This window comes from Pseudoalteromonas sp. S1727 (assembly GCF_005886375.1).
Classification (GTDB): domain Bacteria; phylum Pseudomonadota; class Gammaproteobacteria; order Enterobacterales; family Alteromonadaceae; genus Pseudoalteromonas; species Pseudoalteromonas haloplanktis.
Genome location: NZ_PNDT01000030.1, coordinates 1 through 22,063, shown reverse-complemented (window position 1 = coordinate 22,063; position 22,063 = coordinate 1). Strand labels below are relative to the sequence as shown.

Below are 22,063 nucleotides of genomic sequence, written 5' to 3'. Positions count from 1 at the left end.
TACGTAAAGGTAACTTAAGGAACTGAAATGAGCACGATCCGTCAGCAAGATTTTATTGATAGCATTGAAGATGCTTTGCAATATATTTCGTTTTATCACCCACTTGATTTTGTTCAAGCACTCGAAAAAGCCTATAACAAAGAGCAAAGTAAAGCGGCAAAAGATGCCATTGCGCAAATTTTAATTAACTCGCGTATGTCGGCTGAAGGGAAGCGCCCACTTTGTCAAGACACTGGTATTATTACCTGCTTTGTGAAAGTAGGTATGGATGTAAAATGGGATAAAACAGATTTAACCGTACAACAAATGGTTGATGAAGGAACACGTCGCGCATATTTAAACCCAGACAACCCTTTACGCGCATCCATTGTTGCCGATCCTGCTGGTACGCGTAAAAATACTAAAGATAACACACCATCAGTCGTCCACATTGATTTAGTGGCAGGCGGCGAAGTTGAAGTAATGGTTGCTGCTAAAGGCGGTGGCTCAGAAAATAAAACGAAAATGGTGATGTTAAACCCATCTGATGACGTAGCTGCATGGGTTGAGAAAACCTTACCGACGATGGGGGCTGGTTGGTGTCCGCCGGGCATGTTGGGTATAGGTATTGGTGGCACAGCTGAAAAAGCAGCGGTACTTGCGAAAGAATCACTAATGGATCCTGTTGATATTCATGAGCTAATAGAGCGCGGCGCAGAAACAACCGAAGAGAAAATGCGTTTAGACATTTTCGAACGCGCAAACAAATTAGGTATTGGCGCGCAGGGTTTAGGTGGTTTAACAACGGTTGTTGATGTAAAAATCAAAACTGCACCCACGCACGCAGCATCAAAACCTGTGGTTATGATCCCAAACTGTGCGGCGACTCGTCATGTTCACTTTACTCTTGATGGTTCAGGCCCTGCAAACTTAAAAGCGCCAAAACTTGAAGATTGGCCAGAAGTGACGTTTGAAGTTGGTGAAGGTACACGTCGCGTTGATTTAAATACCTTAACCAAAGAAGATACTCGCGAATGGAAAATGGGCGAGACAGTATTATTGTCAGGCACTATTTTAACCGGTCGTGATGCGGCGCATAAACGTTTGCAAGATATGATTAACTCTGGTGAAGGTTTACCTGAGGGCGTTGATTTTGATAATAAATTTATCTACTACGTTGGACCTGTTGATGCGGTACGTGATGAAGCTGTAGGCCCTGCAGGCCCAACAACGGCAACCCGTATGGATAAATTTACCGATATGATGTTAGAAAAAACAGGCATTATTGGCATGATCGGTAAAGCAGAGCGAGGCCCTGCAACGGTTGAATCTATCAAAAACAATAAGTCAGTGTATTTGATGGCGGTAGGTGGTGCAGCATACTTAGTATCTAAAGCAATCAAAAAAGCGCGTGTAGTGGCGTTTGAAGACTTAGGTATGGAAGCTATTTATGAGTTTGAAGTAGAAGATATGCCAGTGACTGTTGCAGTTGATAGTGAAGGTGCTAACGCACACACTCAGGGACCTGCGATTTGGAAAGCAAAAATCGAAGAGTTAGACGGTAAATTAAAATAAATCATTAATATTATTATGCGGTATTTAGCAAATGTTAAATACCGCATATCAGATCTGACCACTGTCAATACCTCCAACAATCTCATAACTTCCTCTATTTAAACGTTTATATTTGCAATTTTGATTGTAATCTTTACTTTACATTAAGCATTCCTTTTACGTTCACGTAAGGCTGTATTTTTAATTTTTCTATTAATTTGCATTTAAATGGTTCTATTCTTTATTTTCGTGAATTAAATATGCATAAAGTCTATTGTAATTAATGTGTTTATGATGTTTAGTTATTTTGATTGGTTTTATCATCTCATATAGTGGTAAGGTGCAATTTGAAGTGATAAAGTCTCGGCAATTTCAGCGTGCATACCCTCTCACGGGTTACAAATTTCGGAGTAAGATAAAGTGGCTGTGTTTAATCAAGTTGACTTTGATAACCACGAACAAGTGGTTTTTTGTGCAGATAAAGAGTCAGGCCTTCGAGCAATTATTGCCGTACATAATACGAATCTAGGTCCTGCCGTTGGTGGTTGCAGAATGTGGGATTATGCAAGTGATGACGATGCGGTAGTTGATGCGCTGCGTTTATCAAAAGGCATGACTTATAAAAATGCAGTAGCACGCTTACCTTTTGGTGGTGGTAAGTCAGTGATCATTGGTAATGCGAAAGAGATTAAATCTGAGCAGCTATTTCGTGCCTTTGGCCGTCAGTTAGAGCGTTTAAATGGCAGCTACTACTCGGCAGAAGATGTAAACATCACGTGTGATGATGTTGCCATTATGAATAAAGAAACTAACTATGTACTGGGACTTGAAGGTAAAAGTGGTAACCCATCACCATTTACTGCTTATGGTACTTTTTTAGGTATTAAAGCTGCCTTACAGCACCAACGTGGTCATCAGGATCTAGCTGGAATTAAAGTTGCTGTACAAGGTCTAGGTGCCGTCGCTTACGGGTTATGTAAACACTTGCATGAAGCCGGTGCACAATTATTTGTAACCGATATTAATCAAACTGCGATTGATCGTGTAGTTAATGACTTTGCAGCAACCGCGGTAAGTATTGATGAAATATACGACCTTGATGTAGACGTATATGCACCATGCGCATTGGGTGCAACTATTAATGATGTAACTATTCCTCGTATTAAAGCGACGATCATCGCCGGCTGTGCAAATAACCAATTAGCTGAGTCCCGTCACGGTGAAATAATTCGTGAGAAAGGAATTTTGTATGCACCAGATTATGTGATCAACGCAGGTGGTATTATTAATGTTTATTATGAAACTGCACCAGAAGGTTATTCCGTTGCAGCGTCAAATAAACATGTAGAAGGTATTTACGATACTCTAACTGAAATTTTTGCACGCAGTGAAAAAGAGCAAAAATCGACACATTTAATTGCCGATGAATTGGCACAAGAAATCATTAAAAACGGTTTATAATAACTGTGCTAAAGGCGTGCAATAGCGCGCCTTTACTTTAGTGAATAAATCCCTCACGATACGTTTACCCTCAGCTATTTAGTTTTAAGTAATGATCCCAATTGATTTAACTACCTGGCCACGCGAACAACATTTTTCATTGTTTAAAGAGTTTACACAGCCTTATTTCAATGTATGTGTTCAGCTTGATGTAGGCGCACTTTATCAGTCCTGTAAAGTACAACAATGTTCATTTTTCCATGCTTATATTTATGCTGCGTTACAGGCGAGCAACACGTATCAGCCGATGCTGTTGCGTATAATAGATAACCAGCCTTGGCAGTTAGCTACGCAACGAGCCAGCGTTGTTGAACTTGCAGATGATAATACTTTTCGGTTTAGTTATTTATTGCAACAGTCAAGCTTTGCGGACTTTCAAGAGCATGCCAGTGCGGTAAGTTTAGCTGCAAAACAACAGCCGTTATTTTCAGAAGCTTTTTCATGCACTGAAGGACAGGCGGATTTGCTGCATATTTCAGTGTTACCTTGGTTAGATTTTATGAGCTTCTCACATGCTTTTAATCAAACCGATAATTTCGGTATTCCAAAATTAGTATTCGGTAAGTTTAATGCTAAGACTGGGAAAATGCCGCTTTCTATAGATGTACATCATGCACTAATGGATGGTTTACATGTGGCCAAGTTTGTTGAGCAACTGCAACTGTGCATTGATGAGCTTTGTGTTTAGTTTAGACGTAAACAGATTGTGTTATTTAGTTAATGAAAATAAAACTAAGACTATGTTAGTATAATAACCGAACAGTCAAATGTAATGATAATTAACTACTAATAAATCATTATTAATTTAATTTTGTGTTAATGCTCAGTTGTTAGCTCGCCATAATTACAAAGGCGTTTAGTATAATGATTCATTTCAGTCTTTGCTTTTTCTTTTTTGTTGCTTTTAGCTGTTTAGCTGCTGAGCAAACACGTTTGCCACTGAATGACTATTTTGCTGAAACATGGAATACCCGATCGGGGTTACCGCATAATAGTATCAATAGTGTTGCGCAAACCAATGATGGCTATGTATGGATTGCAACTTGGGAAGGCTTAGCCCGTTTTAATGGTCGCGAATTTAAGCTATTTACTCGCTCAGAAATACCAGATCTACCTGATTCTGGTTTACGCAGTTTAGCCCCGCAAGCAGATGGTAGTTTGTATATTTCAGGAGCGCGCGGTGGTGTAAGTCATTTAAAGAATAGACAATGGCTTGTGCAAAACAATGCGTCAGCCATGGTTAATTATGTTTTAAAGACCCGCAGTGGTGAAATGTGGTTAGCATTAGAAGGCGATGGTATTGCATATCGTGATTATGATAATGGGCCAGAGCATACGATTTTAGTTAATTTAAGTGCGTATAGGCTAGTAGAAGATAAGCGTGGTGTTATTTGGGCTGCAACGAGCGATGGTTTATATAAGATAGAGAATAAAATAGCTCAATTGGTGACCCCTAGTAGTGGCTTGCCTCATAGCTCTATTTATTCGGCATTATTAACTCAGCAAGGTCAACTAATCGTTGCTGGAGAAAAAGGTGCGTGGCGATTAGTGGGTGACATGTTTGAAAGTATTCACCCGAAATTAGATGGAGAGTCTATCTCTAGTTTATTACAAGATGATCATGATGATATTTGGTTTGGTACTATCAATAAAGGATTATTTAGGCTTAGTGAAATAGGCTTAGAGCAACTAGATGCCGACTCAGGGTTACCAGCAAATCGTATTTTATCGTTAATGCAAGACCGTGAAAAAAGCATATGGGTGGGTACTAACGGCGGCGTATATCGATTACGAGAAGCACCATTTTCGTCATGGACGAAAAAACGCGGACTAAATGGTGATTATGTTCGCAGCGTATTATCTCATTCAGATGGCAGTATGTGGGTGGGCAGTAGCTTAGGTTTAAATAGAGTCAATAATGATAGCGTTGTAGCCATCCCCCCAGCTTTTGAGCAAGGCCCTTTATCCATTCTTAGCTTAGCCGAAGATAACCAAGGGGGTGTATGGGTTGGCACTTATACCAGTGGTTTAATGCGTGTAGTTGATAAAAAAATCTACCCCGTCATTAATCGTGATAATGGTTTGCTCAGTAATGAAATTAGAGCACTTTTGTTTGATAACGAACAACGACTGTGGGTAGGCTCTGCTGCTGGACTAACACGTATTGACCCTGACGGTTCTGTTGTTCAGTATACAACAGAGCAAGGCTTACCCGGCGATTTTATTATGGCGCTTGCGCTTGATAGCCGTGGCAATATTTGGGTGGGCACAGGTGTTGGTGTGGCAATGTTTAATGGTGAGTTAGAAAAGTTTAAAGGACAGGCATTTCCTAAGCAATTTAATGCAGAATACGCATTTGGTTTTTATGCTCAGCAAAACTTTATGTGGATGACTACTGATAGAGGATTAATTCGCTTTAATATTATTACTGGTGAAATCGCCATACTCGGCCGCGAGCAAGGTTTACCCGTTGATAAATTGTTTCAGTTAGTTGTACAAGATGATTCGTTTTGGCTGTCGAGCAATCGCGGTATTATTCAAGTAAAGCAACAGCAAGTTAATGAGTTACTAAATGATCCTAGCAGTATAAAAGGTCAAAAACTACAGTATCAGCTTTACGATGAAGGCGATGGGATGCTGAGTGCTCAAGCAAACGGTGGTTCTAACCCTGCTGCGACACTTCATAATGATGGCAGTATCTGGTTTGCGACGTCCCAAGGAGCAAGCACAGTTGTACCTGAGCGTATAAAACAAGCCTCACAAATCTCTTTGCCTACCGTGATCGAAAGTTTGTACGTCGATGGTAAAAATACCCCTATATTATATGATGAAGAATTAGTATTACCGCCAGGTACTGCTCGATTGTCATTTCATTATGCTGGCTTGAGTTTTATTATGCCGCAACGGCTTAACTTTCAAACAAAACTAATAGGTTATAATAATGAATGGGTTAATCGTCAACGCTTAACAATAACAGAGTATACGAATTTAGCACCGGGTAAATATACTTTTATGGTACGAGCAGGCTACCCGAATGGGCAGTGGCAGGATAACTATAAAACCATAAACTTTGTTATTCAGTCATATTTTTGGCAGCAAACAGGCTTCAAGCTTGTGATGTTTTTTACGTTACTCTTACTTGCCTTTGGGTTATATCAATATCGCCTTTATCATTATAAAAAAATTGAAAAAGAACTGATAATTCGAGTCGAGCAACAAACTAGAGATCTTCAGCAGCAAACAGATGCCTTTGCGCATCAAGCAACCCATGATCAACTCACCGATTTACCAAATCGTCGTGCCTTTGATAGTTGGCTCGCTGAGAATTTTTCTGATTTTAAACAGCAAGCTTTACCTCTGGCTATTGCCATTATGGATATAGATCATTTCAAACGAATTAATGACGGGTGGTCACATATTATTGGCGATCGGGTTATTTGTGTCGTTGCGCATTTGTTAAGTCAATGTGTTAAAAGTGATGCCAGTGAAGTTGCTAGATGGGGAGGTGAGGAATTTACCTTATTATTCCCAAATAAAACAGCGCAGCAAGCCGCGGAATTATGTGACGAATTACGGTTGGAAATTGCAAACTATGATTTTTCAACGATTGCCAATGGGCTATCTGTAACCGTTAGTTTTGGTGTGGCTGATTCATTGACTGTGAATGATTATGACCGGTTACTTGCGCAAGCTGATCAGGCTTTATATAAAGCCAAAAATATTGGCAGGAACTGTGTGGAAATAAACAGTATATAAGTACTAGAACATGACTTTAAGCATGTTTTAATAATGAAATTTTATATTACTCCTTTAATGTAAATACTCGGTATAAAGTAATTGATGTTTAGATATTCCCTTAATACTTATTATCGTAAGGAGCTCTTTACTTTACATAAATTGCTGCAATAAAATACAATTAAAAACAGTACTGATTAATAAGTGAACAGCCTATATTGTGATTAGGTATTTAAAGCCTGCATTTTGGATTATGTGTTTTGCCGTCAGCAAATGCTCCTGTATACTTTGGATGAGCCCGTTACGGGTAAAAAAATAAATACATGGAGTTCAAATGTTAAAAAAATCCGCTATCGCACTTGCCATCTCATCAAGTTTCTTTCTTTCTGGTTGTCTAGACGTTAAAGAAAATAATGACGACATAGTAGCTGCAATTGAAAATAATAATGCTCAAGCTGAGCTTGAAAATGTAACATTAACAGGTTCAGTTACACACTTATTAACAGGCGAGTCTGTTAATAATGCTCAAGTATCAATTAAAATTGGTAATGATTGGAGCGAGCCTGTAGCTGTCTCAAATGGCTTATTTGAATTGAATGAGTTACCGCAATATTCAGACTATGTTCTTCTTGTTTCAAGTGTTGATGGCTCTTTTCAGGAGCGTGCTTTTTACGGTAAGACAAATTATGGTATTGCCCAATTAGGACGTTTAGAGGTTTCGAATGCTGAAACCGTAGAGTTTGAAGTATTACTGAATGGTGAAAATACCCCTGTGGCGGGACTTGAATTTAGCTACAGTATTTCTACTGCGTTTAATATGTATGATGAATTTTCAAATCGTAATGAACATTTCATTCGTTCTACGTACGACGAAAACACAGGCAGGTACTCAATCAGCAAAGTGAAAGGTTTCGAAAAAAGTCTGGCAATGGATCTTGATGTTGATAATGATTCAATTGATGATTTTATTTATCAACATGGTTTCGATAGTTATAACTACCTAACTATTGCAAGTTTAATGCAAGGTAACACGTTATATGTCTCTAAAACTATTGAAAATACAGAGTTTCAAGTTCGTATAGCTGTGATAGATGAGTTTGGCAATACATTTGATTCATTAGATTTAGTTTCATTAAAAAGCTTAACTAAAGAGACGCCTGCGACTTTCGATGCACAGGCAAAAGAATATGTTTTTGAATATCAAGGTAGTTCAAAAATGAAGTTGCTTTTACCAAGCTTTACTGATGCTAATGGTAATAGTTACGGCAGTAGTGAAATCAATTTATCACCTATAAATGATGGTGTTAACGTAGATGCGTCATTTGGTCATTTAGATGGTTTTTATGAGTTAGAAAATGGAGTTTTATCATTAGTTGTAAAGCCTTATAAATATACTGCCGGCTCGACGGTTAGTCTGGTGAGCTCAGTTACAGACACCGTAACTCAAGGTTTGTATTTACTAGTTGATTCACCAATCGAGTTAGTTGCAGATGAAACAACGCTCATTAAGAAAAACCATTTTACGGTGATTAAAGGTAACGATAAGGCAGATGACTTTGTTCCCCCAGGCGTTACTTATATTTCATTCGCTGATAAACTAGTCCAAACTTCAGCAACGAGTAAGTTTAACAGTACTTTTGTAACGGTATTACCACAAGAGATTCTTACAGCAGGAAATTATAGGTACGCATTAGAAAAGGTATTTGATAAATCGACAAATAAAATCGTTGATTTTGATTTCACTAAAGAGATGACAGTTGCTGACCAAGCTGTGTTTGATATTAATACATTAAAATTTGATAACAATAACGGTTTTACCGCAGGTAATCGTATTGTTGAAAAAAATACGGCTGGAGAAGCTGCATCGGGGTCTACTTCGCCAAATGGTTATATGTATTTTCCAGAATCGATTGATACTCTAAGTTATCTAAAATTAACTTTAACGGGTTATACTATTAATGGTACAGCAGTATCAGTGTATGAAGAGTATCCAATTATTGCAGAGTATACCCGTAACCTAGATCTTCACTATACTGCATCAGTTGCAGTTAATGAAAGCATTCAAGGTGTACAATATAATGTTGCTTTTTATACTAGCTTAACTGATGGTAAGTGGTATCGTCAAAACTTTAGCTATCCTCTGGGTAGATTAGAAGATAACCAAATCGGTAATAAAAATGATATTACTTTTGGGTATGAATACTCCGTAAAAGGAAGTTCAGAAGTAGTCAGGGGTCAAATTACCTTGCCTGTACTTTAAACCTTAGCTCGTTTTAAAGGGGTAGATGCTACTCTACCCTTTTTCAGCTATACCTCTCGTTAGCCAAAGTTCTTAATTAAAGTTATCTCTATCGCTGTTAGATCATTATAGGGATAGTGTTTAGCCCTTGAATTGTGCGCTTTTTGTGCATTTTGTTTTTAGTTGAGAAAACCTGCTACAGGCCACACCATATCAGGTACATAAAATATGTCAATGTAAACATAAAAACATTTTATTAACATTTATTTAACCTTAATGCTATACCTTTTGTTCCCAGTTAGGGATCTTTTTGATATTTATACAAGGAACAAAAGATGAAAAATAATATAATTACCCTCGCACTCGCAGGTGTCTTAGGTATCTCACCTGCGGTACTTGCAGAAGGTCATAAACACGATAATTTTTCCTTTACAGCCGAGTCTATTGAATCACTAAAATTAAATGCTTTACTGGCTGTTGATGATACTCAGTTTGTATTTAATAATGCTTTATTAAATGAAGATTGGGATAACTTTTTTGCATTATATGCCCCTGCACTACAAGATAAACAAGAACTTATTTTACATTGGGCGGGCTTTACGAGTATTAATCCGAAAATTATTTTGGCCTTAATTGAGCAGCAAAGTGGGTTACTTTCAAACCCAGATGCTGATTTCAATAACCCTTTATCAGGTTTATCTGATGAGCAGGGTTTTGATGCCCAAGTAGAAGATGTGACTACAAAATTAAGTCAGCGGTTTTATGCTTTTAAGCAATGGCAAGAAAGCCAAGTTACGGCAAAAGAATCACAATCTACGCGTACGGCGATAACCAATTCGGCGAGCGTAAATAGCAGTACTGCTGCAACAGCAGCTTTGGTTAGTATGCTTAATAAACGTAAGAAATTGGCTGTGGAAAAAGGGAAGGCTAATCATGTTAGTAGCAATTTAATCGACTTTTTAGCGACTTTTGACAGCTTATTTCCAGATAGTAGTGTCCAATTACAACGTTCACCAAAAAATGAGATACACAGTATTGATCAGCAAGCTCTAGCTGCTAGCTTTTCTATGGATCTACCCTGGCCATCTGGTTACTGGTATAGCGGTGGAGCCCACTCCAATACAGGTTCAGGGTATCCATACTCATCACTTGATTTTAATAATGGTTCAGGAGGTTGGGGAAGTAATACGCCCTATGTACAAGCGGCTCATGGAGGCACAGTTACACGTTTTTCATCGTGTAATATCCGTGTAACGCATTCTAGTGGTTACTCAACTAACTACTATCATATGTCTAACTTACAATATAACAGTGGCGATTATGTGCAACCTGGTGCATGGCTTGGCCGTTATGCTAATAGCTATAACCAAGCGCTATGTGAAGGTGGGCAATCGTCAGGCCCACACGTACATTTCACTTTGTTATATAACGGTCAACAGGTGTCATTGCACAATCAGTACATTAGTGGCCATCGTATCGATGTCGGCACTAGTAACTATGACGATAACTGTAACCGTTTCTACTTTGAACGTAATGGCTATCGTACTTGTGCATGGCAGCCACTGTATCGTTGATTGTAGTGCTTTGCTGTTTGTAAATTGCAGTGTATAACAGAGGTTAACTACAAGTAGCCGCAGCTCCTCAATGGATATGCGGCTTTTTATTTACCGTAAACTAATTGAATTTGTCAGCTAATGGACATATTAATACAGCATAGCTTTTAAGTGGACACTCATATGGTCAACGGATTATTAATGCTGGCGCTGATTGCGTTTGTCGTTGTTTATTGGCAATGGCCTGTCATTCAAAATCGATTGTGGCAAAGGAAATATCAAGACTTCCGTTTAGACGATAAACAAAAAGCCTTGCTACTACGTTGTATGCCAATTTACCAAAGAATGACCGATAGCGAACGAGAGAAGTTAGAGCGCCATATTGTCTGGTTTTTAAATGAAAAACGCTTTATCGGCTGCGATGGCTTAAAACTCAATGAGGCGATGAAGTTAATTGTTGCTGCTGATGCATGCGTTTTAGTGCTCAATAAGCCTTGGCCTTTATACCAAAATGTAAAAGAAATTTTGCTTTATCCAAGTGCATATTATGCCCCGCAAACGTCACGTGACAGCGCCGGGTTGGTGAGTTATCACAATACAGTGCGCCAAGGAGAGTCATGGCCAGGCGGCACTTTAGTACTGAGTTGGCATGATGTATTAGAAGGGAACCGCTTGCCAAGTGACGGCCATAATTTAGTGTTTCATGAATTTGCACATCAGCTTGATCAAGAAACAGGGAAAACAACGGGCACACCGTTATTAGCTAAACAAGCTGATTATCAACAGTGGGGGCGTGTTTTTAGCCGTGCTTTTAACCAGTTAAAAACTCATGTGGCTTATAACATGCCTCATGTTATTCATAGTTATGGCGCGACCAATGAAGCTGAATTTTTTGCCGTGCTCACAGAAACCTTTCTTGAAAAACCTGCCGAGTTGCGCCATTACGATCCTGAAATATATAGTTTGCTGGTCGGTTATTACCAATTTGACCCGATAAAATGGCATTAACCGCCAAATAACTGCGCTTTATCAGATATCACTGGTAACTTGTTGCTGATTTTGTTGCAATCACTCTTAATAAATCTCTTAACCAGCGTTTAGGTTAATAAACAACAAGAACAAGCGAGAATGTAATGAAAACAATGCTACATACAGCGATGGCTGTTGCAGTGTCATTGGCCTTATATGGTCAAGCTCAGGCACAAGATAACAATGATGAAAAGTGGCAAGTAGATGCCCCACAAGGACAATTTCTTGATGCGAGCATTAGTGTCTCACAAGGCACGTGGATGAATGTCGATGTCAGCCCTGATGGTAAAACCATCGTGTTTGATTTGCTGGGTGATATTTATACTATGCCGCTAGCTGGTGGCACTGCGGTACAACTTACATCTGATATTGCATGGCAAATGCAGCCACGGTTTAGCCCTGACGGAAAGCACATTGCGTTTACCTCAGATCAAGGTGGTGGCGATAATATCTGGTTAATGGATTTAAATGGTGAAAACCAAACGCCAGTGACTGATGAAACGTTTCGTCTACTCAATAGCCCTGCTTGGAGCCCTGATGGCGACTACATAGTTGCACGTAAACACTTTACTGCAACTCGTTCACTCGGTGCTGGTGAAGTCTGGCTTTATCACAAAGCGGGTGGTAAAGGTGTACAACTAACTAAACGCGCGGATGACCAAAAAGATTTAGGCGAGCCAATGTTCTCACCAGATGGCCGTTATGTGTATTTTTCTCATGATGCTACACCGGGTAAAACTTTCCATTATTCAAAGGATTCTGTCGCAGGTATTTATAAAATCAAACGTTATGATCGCCAAACTGGTGAGATCGAGACGATTATTGATGGGGTAGGAGGTGCAATTCGTCCAACCCCTTCACCAGATGGGAAAAAACTGGCGTATATTAAGCGTGATGACTTCCAAACGAGCCTGTATTTATATGACTTAACCAGCGGTAAGCACACTAAGTTATACGATAAACTTGAACGTGACATGCAAGAAACGTGGGCCATCCATGGTGTGTATCCAACGATTGCATGGACGCCTAATAATGAAGAATTGGTGTTTTGGGCCGGGGGGACTATCCACAAGCTGAATGTGGGCGATGGCGATGTAGAAACCGTGCCATTTGCAGTTAAAACCAGTAAGAAAATACAAAAAGCAGTGCGCTTTACACAGAACATTGACAGTGATGAGTTTGACGTAAAAATGCTCCGTAATGTGCAAGTTTCGCCTGATGGTGAAACGGCTATTTTTGAAGCATTAGGGCATATTTATAAACGTGATTTAGAATCAGGAAAAATCAAGCGTTTAACAAAGCAGGATGACCATTTTGAGTTGTTTCCACAGTTTTCGCGTGATGGTAAAAAAATTGTTTACGTAACATGGGATGATAACGAGCAAGGTGCTGTTCGTGTTGTATCAGCACGTAGCGGTCGCGGTGATGATATTACCTCTGAGCCGGGTAAATATGTTGAACCAACGTTTAGTCCTGATGGTAAAACTGTTGTGTATCGTAAAGCCTCTGGCGGTAGTATTTTAAACCCTGATTGGTCTTTGCACCCGGGTATATATGCCGTTAGTAGTAAAGGTGGTAAAGCAGAACTTATTACTAAAAGTGGTTATCAGCCACAATTTGCAGCAGAAAATGATCGCATTTATGTAATGAGTCCTTGGCCAAAGCCCACATTGAGCATGATTGAGTTGGATTCTAAAAAAATCTCTAAATTATATGAATCTGAGCATGCCACCGAGTTTAGAGTATCGCCGGATGGCAAATACTTAGCCTTTGCAGAGCGCTTTAAAGTGTTTGTTACTCCTTTAGTGCAAAGTGGTAAAACTATTAATATAGGCCCTAAAGACAGCCAATTCCCAATCGAACAGTTATCTGTACGCGCTGGTGAGAGTATCAGCTGGAGCACTAATAGCGATAAACTGTATTGGAGCTTAGGCCCTGAGCTTTACCACGCTAGCTTAGCGGGTTTGTTTGATATTAATAAATCAGATGATGCTGACTTCAAAGTTAAAAGTGGTGAAAATATTGGTTTTACCAGCAAAATGGCTGAACCCAAAGGCATGATCGCGCTTACAGGGGCGCGCATAATCACAATGCAAGGTGAGCAAGTTATTGAAAATGGCGTACTGCTCACTGATGGTAAGCATATTAAAGCCGTTGGTAATGCAGCTGAGGTGAGCATTCCAAAAGGCGCGAAAGTGATTGATGTCACTGGTAAAACCATTATGCCAGGGATTGTTGATGCTCATGCACATGGCTCACAAGGTAGTGATGAAATCATTCCTGAGCAAAATTGGAAAAACTTAGCTGGTTTATCGTTGGGTGTCACCACTATTCACGATCCATCAAATGATACAACGGAAATTTTTGCAGCCAGCGAAATGCAAAAAGCGGGGAGTATTGTTGGCCCGCGTATTTTCTCAACCGGCACTATTTTGTATGGCGCCAATATGCCTGGTTATACCTCGCATATCGATTCGTTAGACGATGCTAAATTCCATCTAGAACGTTTAAAGAAAGTCGGCGCATTTAGTGTTAAGTCATATAACCAGCCTCGCCGTGAGCAACGCCAGCAAGTAATTGAAGCGGGTAGAGAGCTTGAGATGATGGTGGTGCCAGAAGGTGGATCATTATTACAACATAACTTGACTATGGTAGTCGATGGTCATACGGGTATTGAGCATTCAATACCCGTAGCAAACATTTACGATGATATTAAACAGCTTTGGTCGCAAAGTGATGTGGGATATACGCCCACGTTAGGTGTTGCGTATGGTGGTATTTGGGGGGAAAACTATTGGTATGATAAAACTGACGTGTGGAATCACCCTCGCTTGAGTAAATTCGTGCCGAAAAATCAACTGCTTCCGCGTTCAATGCGTCGTGTTAAAGCACCCGATCACCACTATAATCACTTTAATAATGCTCGCGTAGCAAAAGAGCTGCAAGATTTAGGGGTAGTAGTGAATTTAGGTGCCCATGGCCAGCGAGAAGGGCTTGCCGCGCATTGGGAGATCTGGATGTTTGCGCAAGGCGGTATGACACCTCTTGAGGCAATTCGCGCCGCGACGCTTGATCCAGCTAAATACATAGGCCTTGATAAAAATATTGGCTCGTTAGAAGTTGGCAAGCTTGCCGATTTAATCGTGATTAATGGCAATCCGCTGACCAATATCCGTGATACGGATAAAGTAGATTACACTATGATCAATGGTCGCTTGTTTGATGCTGCAACCATGAATGAGATTGGCCAAAAACAGCGCGATAAACTGTACTTTGAGCAGTAATAGTTAACTTTTTTTTGGACTATAACTTAAGCGGCTTCACTAGCCGCTTTTTTATGCTTGTACATCCATTAATCGACATAACAACTCAGGGCTTTGTAAAAAGTGATTGGTGGTATGTGTGACGCGGGCTTGGCAGATCATGCCTTCTTTTAGGGTCATTAGTAATTGCGCCAACTCGATTGCTTTAGCGGGCTGATTTTGCAATTGCGTAGTTTGACTGAGCGTGTCAATGAGCAGGTTTAATACCGCGTGTTTATGTGCTGCGCACAGCTTAGCAATTGGGTGATCAGACTGAGGGTATTCGGCCGCTGTATTAATAAAAAAACAGCCATTAAAATCACCAAGCTCAGGCGCTTTATTATCTATCCAACTTGCGATAGCTGCAAATAATGCCCTGGCAAGGTGTTGTGGTGTTGTACAGTCTGCTATTTGCTTACTTAGCCATGTATTAAACCTTTGATCTCTGAGCTCTAGGCATGCACATACCAGCTCTTCTTTACTTACAAAATGGTTATAAAGCGTTTTTTTTGCCACATTTGCAAGTTTGAGTATTTCGTTAATACCGACACTGTGGATGCCTTTTTGATAGAAGGCATTCAGCGCAGTATTTATTATGTGGGTGCGTTTATCCATGCTTACTCCTGAAAATATAAGCTTGACACAAGTAGACCGACTTGTCTATATTGTTGCATGTAGACAGGTCGGTCTACCTTTGGGAGATAATTATGAACTATTCATTTTATAAAGCACTCTGTGCAGGTGTATTTTCTGCAATGACTTTATTGGTACTGGCGTATTTAGAAAGTTTAGGAAATTATGGTATTTGGTTAATGGCCCCTTTTGGCGCCACTGCAGTGTTAGTGTTTGGCGTACCCCAGAGCCCACTGGCAAAAGCAAAAAACGTGATTGTAGGGCATTTTTTGACGGCGTTAATTGGTGTTGTTTTTGTGAATTTTGTGGGTGTTGATCCAGTTAGCATTGCAGTCGCTACTGGCTTGGCGATTACAGCGATGATGCTTACAGATACCATTCATCCTGCGGCGGGAGCAAACCCTATTTTGGTTATATTAAGCGGGCAAAGTTGGGACTTTTTGCTGATGCCAGTGTTGTTTGGTACGGTATTCATTGTGCTGTGTGGATCATTTTCAAATAGTATAAATAAAAAGTTTGCACACTTTGTGGCAGATAAAAAAACCGCTTAAAAGCGGTTTTTTTAATAGACTAAAAGCTTACACTACGCCGCGAGGTAGACGACAATCGTGATCTTTTTCAGCGAGGTACACAATCCAAAACTCTTCGGCTGTGTAGCCATCTTCATTCGCTGTTGTAACCGTAAATGGTGCTTTTTTAACAGTTGCTTTAGCGGGAGCTGCTTTAGTTTTAGTTTTTTTAGCCGGCGCTTTAGCGGCAGGTTTGTCAGACGGTGCGCCTGATGTTAACTGCTCAGTTAATTCAGCAACATCTGCAAGGCGTAAGTTTTTTCCGCCATCGATGCTGTACCAACCAGGTTTAGTGGTTATTTCAGGTTTCTTACCATTGGCTGCTTCATATGCTGCTTCAAAGGCATTTAATACTTCTGTTTTGTCTAGTTTGCTCATCAGAGGCCCTATACGTTGTAAACACAGATTGAGAATATTTATTTATACCTATTTTTGACTTACTTTTCAATTTTTTGCGATTTTCCTTCCATTTTAGCCCTATAAACGCCAAAATTTGCACAGAATTTAACGCCAATCTGGAATAATAAAATGCAGCGCAGAGAATTTAACCACTTATTAAACACTATTTTAAAACCTGACACTATCCAAGATTTTTGTCCTAATGGATTACAAATTGAGGGGCGAGAACAGGTTAAAAAAATTGTGACAGGTGTCACTGCCAGTCAAGCACTGATAGATGCAGCAATTGCTCAGGGGGCAGATACAATATTAGTTCACCATGGTTATTTTTGGAAAGGGGAAGCACACCCCATTACGGGTATGAAAAAACGTCGTATAGCGTCGCTGCTCAACCATGATATCAATTTATTTGCCTATCATTTACCGCTAGATGTGCACCCAGAGATAGGCAATAACGCACAACTTGCTTTATTACTTGATTTAGAAATGACCGCAGGTTTAGAACCTATGGCAAATAGTGTCGCGGTAAAAGGGCGATTAAAAACCCCGCTAAGTGCTGAGGATTTCGCACAAAAAATTGCAAAAGTATTAGATCGAGAGCCGTTGGTTAGTTCAGTGCGTGATGAGCCAATTGAAACTATTGCTTGGTGCACCGGTGGTGGGCAAGGGTATATTGATTTAGCTGCAAACCAAGGCATAGACGCTTACTTGACTGGTGAGGCATCTGAGCAAACGATTCATAGCTCTCGAGAGCAAGGGATTGACTTTTTTGCCGCAGGCCATCACGCCACCGAGCGCTATGGTATTAAAGCACTCGGTGAATTATTGGCTGAGCATCATGGCTTTGACGTAACCTTTATTGACATCGATAACCCAGTATAACGCTGAGCTTGATTTATAGCGCCTCTGGGTCAATCCAGCGGCGTAAAGTTATCCAGCATAGAGCTATCTTTTCATACATATCACGACTTATTGCCAACAGTACGTCTGCGTTTGGAATATATTGTTTATGAGCTGGCCAAGCATTAAAGTCATGAAAATCCGTAGCCGCAGGGATCACATCAACGCCTTGAGCATTGAATAAATTGCTTGCCCGGGCCATGTGACTGGCTGAGGTGACCAGTGCCACTTTAAAATCAACAAGTGTTGGAGCTAACAGTTTTGCTTCGTCGGCGGTATCCATCGCTGCGGGGTTTTGTTTTATACGCGCAGCTGCAATGCCTAAGCTAATAGCTGTTTGTTGCATCAAGCTACTATTTGTGACTTTCCCATAGCCTCCGCCTGAAACAATAAGTTGCGCATTAGGATAGATGTTAGCTAGTCGCAAGCCTTCAATTAAGCGGCTTTTAGCACAATTGCCGAGTTGACTATTAGCATTCAGCTGTGGGTTGGGGTTTACATCACAACCAAGCACTACAATTTTATCGAGTATTGGCTGCTTACTTGAGGGAAAGGTGTATTTTAATTGTGTGGCCGGATCTATTATTTTTTGGCCAATAAAAGGGGTGCTGATAAGCAATAAACAGCTGATTGCAATGATACCAATATACGCGCTGAACTTATTGGTGCGCAAAGCGATAATCAAAGCAATAAAGCACAGCATGCCTAAAAAAGGTAACGGCGTGAGCATTGCGCCGAGGATTTTTTTTAATTCAAACATTACAGTAGCACACATAAAAGGGTTTTTTTGTATGCTACTGCGTAACTGTTATTTTATCGACCGTTATTTAACTTACAAGTATTTAAAAAGTGACGATAGACTGGGTTATCTTTCATATTTTTCTTCATTGCTAAGTACATAGGGCGAGTTAACCCAAGTGCTCCCAGCGGAATCGATTTTATCAGCCCTTGGCTTTCGTAAGGTGTGACTAACCAATCAGGTAATGCTGCGACCCCCATTCCAGCACTCACCAGCTGAAAAATTAATAAGCCTTGATCAACCGTTTTTAATGTACCGTCAAAACGTGCATTTTGAATGAAATGCTTAAATATATCCTGACGTTCACGAGGAATAGGGTACGAAATAATGGTTTCGTTTTTTAGATCAAGCGCCGTGACATAGGCTTTTTTTGCCAGTTCATGATCAGGCGCAACAATTAGCTTAAGTTTAAAATCAAATAAATGTGCGTACTCAAGTTTATCTGGCTCACGAATATCTGAGGTTAATACTAAATCTAGTTCATCGTTGAGCAGGTCGGGTATAGCGTCATAACTAAAGCCGCGTTCGTAATCCACTTTAATATCTGGCCAAAAGTTATTGAACTCTTTAATCGTCGGTAGCAACCAATGGAAGCAGGCGTGGCATTCTACACTTAGGCGTAATTGTGAAATGGGTTGGTTAAGGCTTTCTTTCAAACGGCACTTAGTTGCTTCAACGCGAGGCAATACTTCGTTTGCAAGCTCTAGCAACAGCATACCCTGGGGAGTAAAACGTACGGGTTGTGTTTTACGCTCAAACAGTTGGCAATCAAGCTTATTCTCTAAATCTTTGATTTGATGAGATAAAGCTGATTGAGTCAAAAATAATTCCCGCGCAGTATTCACCAAAGAACCGGTTTCTTTCAAGGTTGCGATGGTCTTTAAATGTTTTACATCAATCATCTTTAATAATTCTCATGGTAAAAGTGAGTCTAACTCAGATTACAGACATAGTACGCTTTTATTGAAGATGCTTCAACGTCTAGATGGCTAAATAATCTCACTTGTTTTACGTAAATTTTACAACTTTACTATAGCACTAAAATTGACAGCGTTGTCATTGTGTTATTAGATATTTTTAAAATTATTTTCATGAATTTACCTCAAGTTGAAACTGAGAAAGCATCAGTTGTCTGATCATAATCACGAGCGTAAATTTTAGCCATCTAAACAGCTAAATGGAGATGGCATCACATGGCACGATTACATAACTTGGGTTTTCCACGCGTAGGTAAAAAACGCGAACTGAAATTTGCAGTTGAATCCTATTGGGCGGGGAATATCACTCAAACGCAGCTACTAGCGCATGGTGAGACTATTCGTGAAGAAAATTGGGCACTGCAAGCCAGTGCGGGGGTTGAGCTATTACCTGTTGGTGACTTTGCTTGGTACGACCATGTATTGGCAACTAGTTTGTTAGTGGGGGCGATCCCTGAGCGTCATAGAAAAGCATGTGGTAGCGTCGATCTGGATACTTTATTTCGTATTGGTCGGGGCCGTGCACCTACTGGCTGCGCGTGTGCAGCAAGCGAAATGACTAAGTGGTTTAACACTAACTATCATTATATTGTGCCAGAGCTTAGCTGCGATCAGCAATTTCAATTAACGTGGAGTGAATTATTTGAGCAGGTGGAACAAGCACAAAAATTAGGCCATCAAGCGAAAGCGGTGTTAGTCGGCCCAGTTACTTATCTTTATTTGGCTAAATGTGCAGGTCAAGAGTTTGATAAATTAAGTCTACTCGAAAAGCTACTGCCTGTTTATCAACAAGTATTGGCTAAACTTGCCGTGCAAGGGGTTGAATGGGTGCAAATTGATGAACCTATTTTGACTCTTGAGCTCACGCAAGAGTATCGAGATGCACTAAAAGTAAGTTGCAGTGCATTAGCAGGGCAAGGTGTAAAATTACTACTTGCCAGCTATTTTGATTCGGTGAGTGATTATTATACCGATATTGCGAGTTACCCCGTTGAGGGCGTGCACTTTGATTGTGTTACTAGTGATGTTGATATGCTAAAACTCGACTCACTGCTTAGTTCAGCGCAAGTGCTGTCACTTGGCGTCGTCGATGGGCATAATATTTGGCGCACTGACTTAGAGACTACTTATGCGAAGATCAAAAACATTGCCGCAAAGCGAGGCGATAACTTATGGCTTGCACCATCATGCTCGTTGTTACATACCCCTGTGGATTTAGAGCAAGAACAAGAACTAGATAATGAGTTACGTGCGTGGCTTGCATTTGCTAAGCAAAAGGGACAAGAGCTGGCATTATTAAAAGCCACACTAATCAGTCATGATATCAGTGCGTTGTAAAGTTATTGCGCGCCGATAAAAGCGCGTTTGACATCAAAAAGTGTGAATAACCTTACTGTACAACAACGTGTCAGTGCATTAGCGGTAGCAGATGGTCAGCGTAATAGCTCATTTACTCAACGTATCGCTAAGCAACGCGCGGCACTTAACTTACCATTATTACCTACCACAACGATTGGCTCATTTGCACAAACACACACTATTCACCAAGCCCGTCGTGATTTTAAAGCTGGTAAGTTATCAACTTTACAATACCAATTGCAAATGGCAGCAGAAATTCGCTACGCAGTTAAAGAGCAAGAAGCGCTTGACCTTGATGTGTTAGTTCATGGAGAAGCTGAGCGTAACGGTATGGTTGAATATTTTGGTGAGCTTCTTGAAGGTTTTGCTTTTACTCAATTTGGCTGGGTGCAGAGCTACGGTACTCGCTGTGTGAAACCTCCAGTAATTTGGGGCGATGTGTCCCGTGAAAAACCAATGACGATTGAATGGATTCACTATGCACAATCCCTAACAGACAAGAAAATGAAAGGCATGCTAACAGGTCCTGTGACTTTATTATTTTGGTCATTCATCCAAGATGACTTAGATAAAGCAACCATTGCCAAGCAAATTGCACTTGCACTGCGAGATGAAGTGCTAGACTTACAAAATGCGGGTATCAAAATTATTCAAATTGATGAACCAGCATTTCGTGAGGGCATGCCGCTAAAAGTAAGCCAGTGGCAAGCCTATTTAGAGTGGGCTGCGTATGCATTTAGAGTGTCGGCCAGCGGCGTAAAAGATGAAACGCAAATTCATACCCACATGTGCTACGCCGAGTTTAACGACATCATTGCAGCGATTGCAAATATGGATGCTGATGTGATCACCATAGAAACGTCACGCTCAAACATGGAATTACTTGACGCATTTGAGGGGTTTGCATATCCAAATGATATCGGCCCTGGGGTATATGATATTCATACGCCAAATGTGCCAGACATCCAGTGGATAAAAACCCTGATCCACAAAGCGGCGCGAAAAATACCGGTTGAACGCTTGTGGGTTAATCCAGACTGTGGTTTGAAAACTCGTGGCTGGGAAGAGACGCGACAAGCGCTCGATAACATGGTTAAAGCAGCTAAAGAGCTCAGAGCTGAACTAAAATAGGTTAAAGAACATCCTCTACGAGCAAGGCCCTACTCGGTTAGGGCTTTTTTTGCTGTTTGGTGTCTGCTTTTTTATCCGGGATTTTAAAGCCAATTTTTGCTGAGTGCTTTAATAGCATGATATTGCCGATAATAACTGCGAGCACAACTATTATAATCAGGACTTGCCAAATCTGCATAACGTGTAGTGATAAATTAATTTTTAGCTAGTTTAGCCGATATTATGCACCTTATACCAATCGACTTAAATATTTAACCATTCTAGCGGGCTAAATAAAGCGCTAACTGCGTTATAAATTTTCGTGTAGAACAACTACATGTCAAAATTTATGCCTTGTTATCACTCCATTTATCTGTCGCTATAAATGGTCAGTAACTTAACACGATTGTTATAAGTTGTATTATT

The 22,063-nt window shown here is 40.3% G+C and carries 15 protein-coding genes and 1 pseudogene; 11 read left to right on the top strand and 5 right to left on the bottom strand.

Annotated features, from left to right (window positions below; genetic code table 11):
- The first annotated feature begins 27 nt into the window (after positions 1 to 27).
- The 8 genes from CWB85_RS09215 to CWB85_RS09180 all read left to right on the top strand — a co-directional run bounded on the left by CWB85_RS09215 (position 28) and on the right by CWB85_RS09180 (position 14,873).
- Positions 28 to 1,554 (top strand): fumarate hydratase, encoded by a 1,527-nt coding sequence (locus tag CWB85_RS09215; protein WP_138554697.1) that lies wholly within the window; start codon positions 28 to 30, stop codon positions 1,552 to 1,554.
- A gap of 399 nt (positions 1,555 to 1,953) precedes the next feature.
- Positions 1,954 to 2,994 (top strand): Leu/Phe/Val dehydrogenase, encoded by a 1,041-nt coding sequence (locus tag CWB85_RS09210; protein ID WP_016707536.1) that lies wholly within the window; start codon positions 1,954 to 1,956, stop codon positions 2,992 to 2,994.
- Positions 2,995 to 3,085: 91 nt separating this feature from the next.
- Positions 3,086 to 3,721 carry a CatA-like O-acetyltransferase gene (locus CWB85_RS09205; protein WP_138554696.1) on the top strand — a complete coding sequence of 212 codons (636 nt, stop codon included), beginning with the start codon at positions 3,086 to 3,088 and terminating at the stop codon, positions 3,719 to 3,721.
- A gap of 176 nt (positions 3,722 to 3,897) precedes the next feature.
- Entirely contained in the window at positions 3,898 to 6,789 is a 2,892-nt protein-coding gene (locus tag CWB85_RS09200) for a ligand-binding sensor domain-containing diguanylate cyclase (protein ID WP_138554695.1), read from the top strand.
- 313 nt (positions 6,790 to 7,102) lie between these two features.
- The gene (locus CWB85_RS09195; RefSeq protein WP_138554694.1) at positions 7,103 to 9,028 is read left to right on the top strand and encodes a hypothetical protein; all 1,926 of its coding nucleotides are present in this window, start codon (positions 7,103 to 7,105) and stop codon (positions 9,026 to 9,028) included.
- Between the two features lie 314 nt (positions 9,029 to 9,342).
- Positions 9,343 to 10,581 carry a M23 family metallopeptidase gene (locus CWB85_RS09190; RefSeq protein ID WP_138554693.1) on the top strand — a complete coding sequence of 413 codons (1,239 nt, stop codon included), beginning with the start codon at positions 9,343 to 9,345 and terminating at the stop codon, positions 10,579 to 10,581.
- A gap of 162 nt (positions 10,582 to 10,743) precedes the next feature.
- A complete protein-coding gene (locus CWB85_RS09185) occupies positions 10,744 to 11,568 on the top strand; it encodes a M90 family metallopeptidase (protein ID WP_138554692.1) in 825 nt (274 codons plus the stop codon).
- Positions 11,569 to 11,693: 125 nt separating this feature from the next.
- Positions 11,694 to 14,873, top strand: coding sequence for an amidohydrolase family protein (locus CWB85_RS09180; protein ID WP_016707530.1), 3,180 nt, complete (start codon positions 11,694 to 11,696; stop codon positions 14,871 to 14,873).
- Between the two features lie 51 nt (positions 14,874 to 14,924).
- Here CWB85_RS09180 and CWB85_RS09175 read toward each other — a convergent pair whose 3' ends face one another.
- On the bottom strand, positions 14,925 to 15,506 hold the full coding sequence (locus tag CWB85_RS09175) for a TetR/AcrR family transcriptional regulator (protein ID WP_138554691.1): 582 nt from the start codon (positions 15,504 to 15,506) through the stop codon (positions 14,925 to 14,927).
- Between the two features lie 92 nt (positions 15,507 to 15,598).
- Here CWB85_RS09175 and CWB85_RS09170 point away from each other — a divergent pair, with 92 nt between their 5' ends.
- The gene (locus CWB85_RS09170) at positions 15,599 to 16,075 is read left to right on the top strand and encodes an HPP family protein (RefSeq protein WP_016707528.1); all 477 of its coding nucleotides are present in this window, start codon (positions 15,599 to 15,601) and stop codon (positions 16,073 to 16,075) included.
- Between the two features lie 27 nt (positions 16,076 to 16,102).
- Here CWB85_RS09170 and CWB85_RS09165 read toward each other — a convergent pair whose 3' ends face one another.
- Positions 16,103 to 16,471 carry a hypothetical protein gene (locus CWB85_RS09165; RefSeq protein WP_016707527.1) on the bottom strand — a complete coding sequence of 123 codons (369 nt, stop codon included), beginning with the start codon at positions 16,469 to 16,471 and terminating at the stop codon, positions 16,103 to 16,105.
- A gap of 150 nt (positions 16,472 to 16,621) precedes the next feature.
- Here CWB85_RS09165 and CWB85_RS09160 point away from each other — a divergent pair, with 150 nt between their 5' ends.
- Positions 16,622 to 17,374 (top strand): Nif3-like dinuclear metal center hexameric protein, encoded by a 753-nt coding sequence (locus CWB85_RS09160; protein WP_016707526.1) that lies wholly within the window; start codon positions 16,622 to 16,624, stop codon positions 17,372 to 17,374.
- Positions 17,375 to 17,387: 13 nt separating this feature from the next.
- Here the strand turns inward: CWB85_RS09160 and CWB85_RS09155 are convergent, their stop codons facing one another.
- Both CWB85_RS09155 and CWB85_RS09150 read right to left on the bottom strand, forming a co-directional pair.
- On the bottom strand, positions 17,388 to 18,152 hold the full coding sequence (locus CWB85_RS09155) for a YdcF family protein (protein ID WP_138554690.1): 765 nt from the start codon (positions 18,150 to 18,152) through the stop codon (positions 17,388 to 17,390).
- A gap of 53 nt (positions 18,153 to 18,205) precedes the next feature.
- The gene (locus tag CWB85_RS09150) at positions 18,206 to 19,093 is read right to left on the bottom strand and encodes a LysR substrate-binding domain-containing protein (protein WP_016707524.1); all 888 of its coding nucleotides are present in this window, start codon (positions 19,091 to 19,093) and stop codon (positions 18,206 to 18,208) included.
- 291 nt (positions 19,094 to 19,384) lie between these two features.
- On the opposite strand from CWB85_RS09150, the pseudogene metE reads away from it, so the two are divergent.
- Positions 19,385 to 21,658 (top strand): annotated as a pseudogene (gene metE / locus CWB85_RS09145) (5-methyltetrahydropteroyltriglutamate--homocysteine S-methyltransferase).
- Positions 21,659 to 21,695: 37 nt separating this feature from the next.
- Here metE and CWB85_RS22960 read toward each other — a convergent pair.
- A complete protein-coding gene (locus CWB85_RS22960; protein ID WP_016707522.1) occupies positions 21,696 to 21,836 on the bottom strand; it encodes a DUF2897 family protein in 141 nt (46 codons plus the stop codon).
- Positions 21,837 to 22,063: the final 227 nt, after the last annotated feature.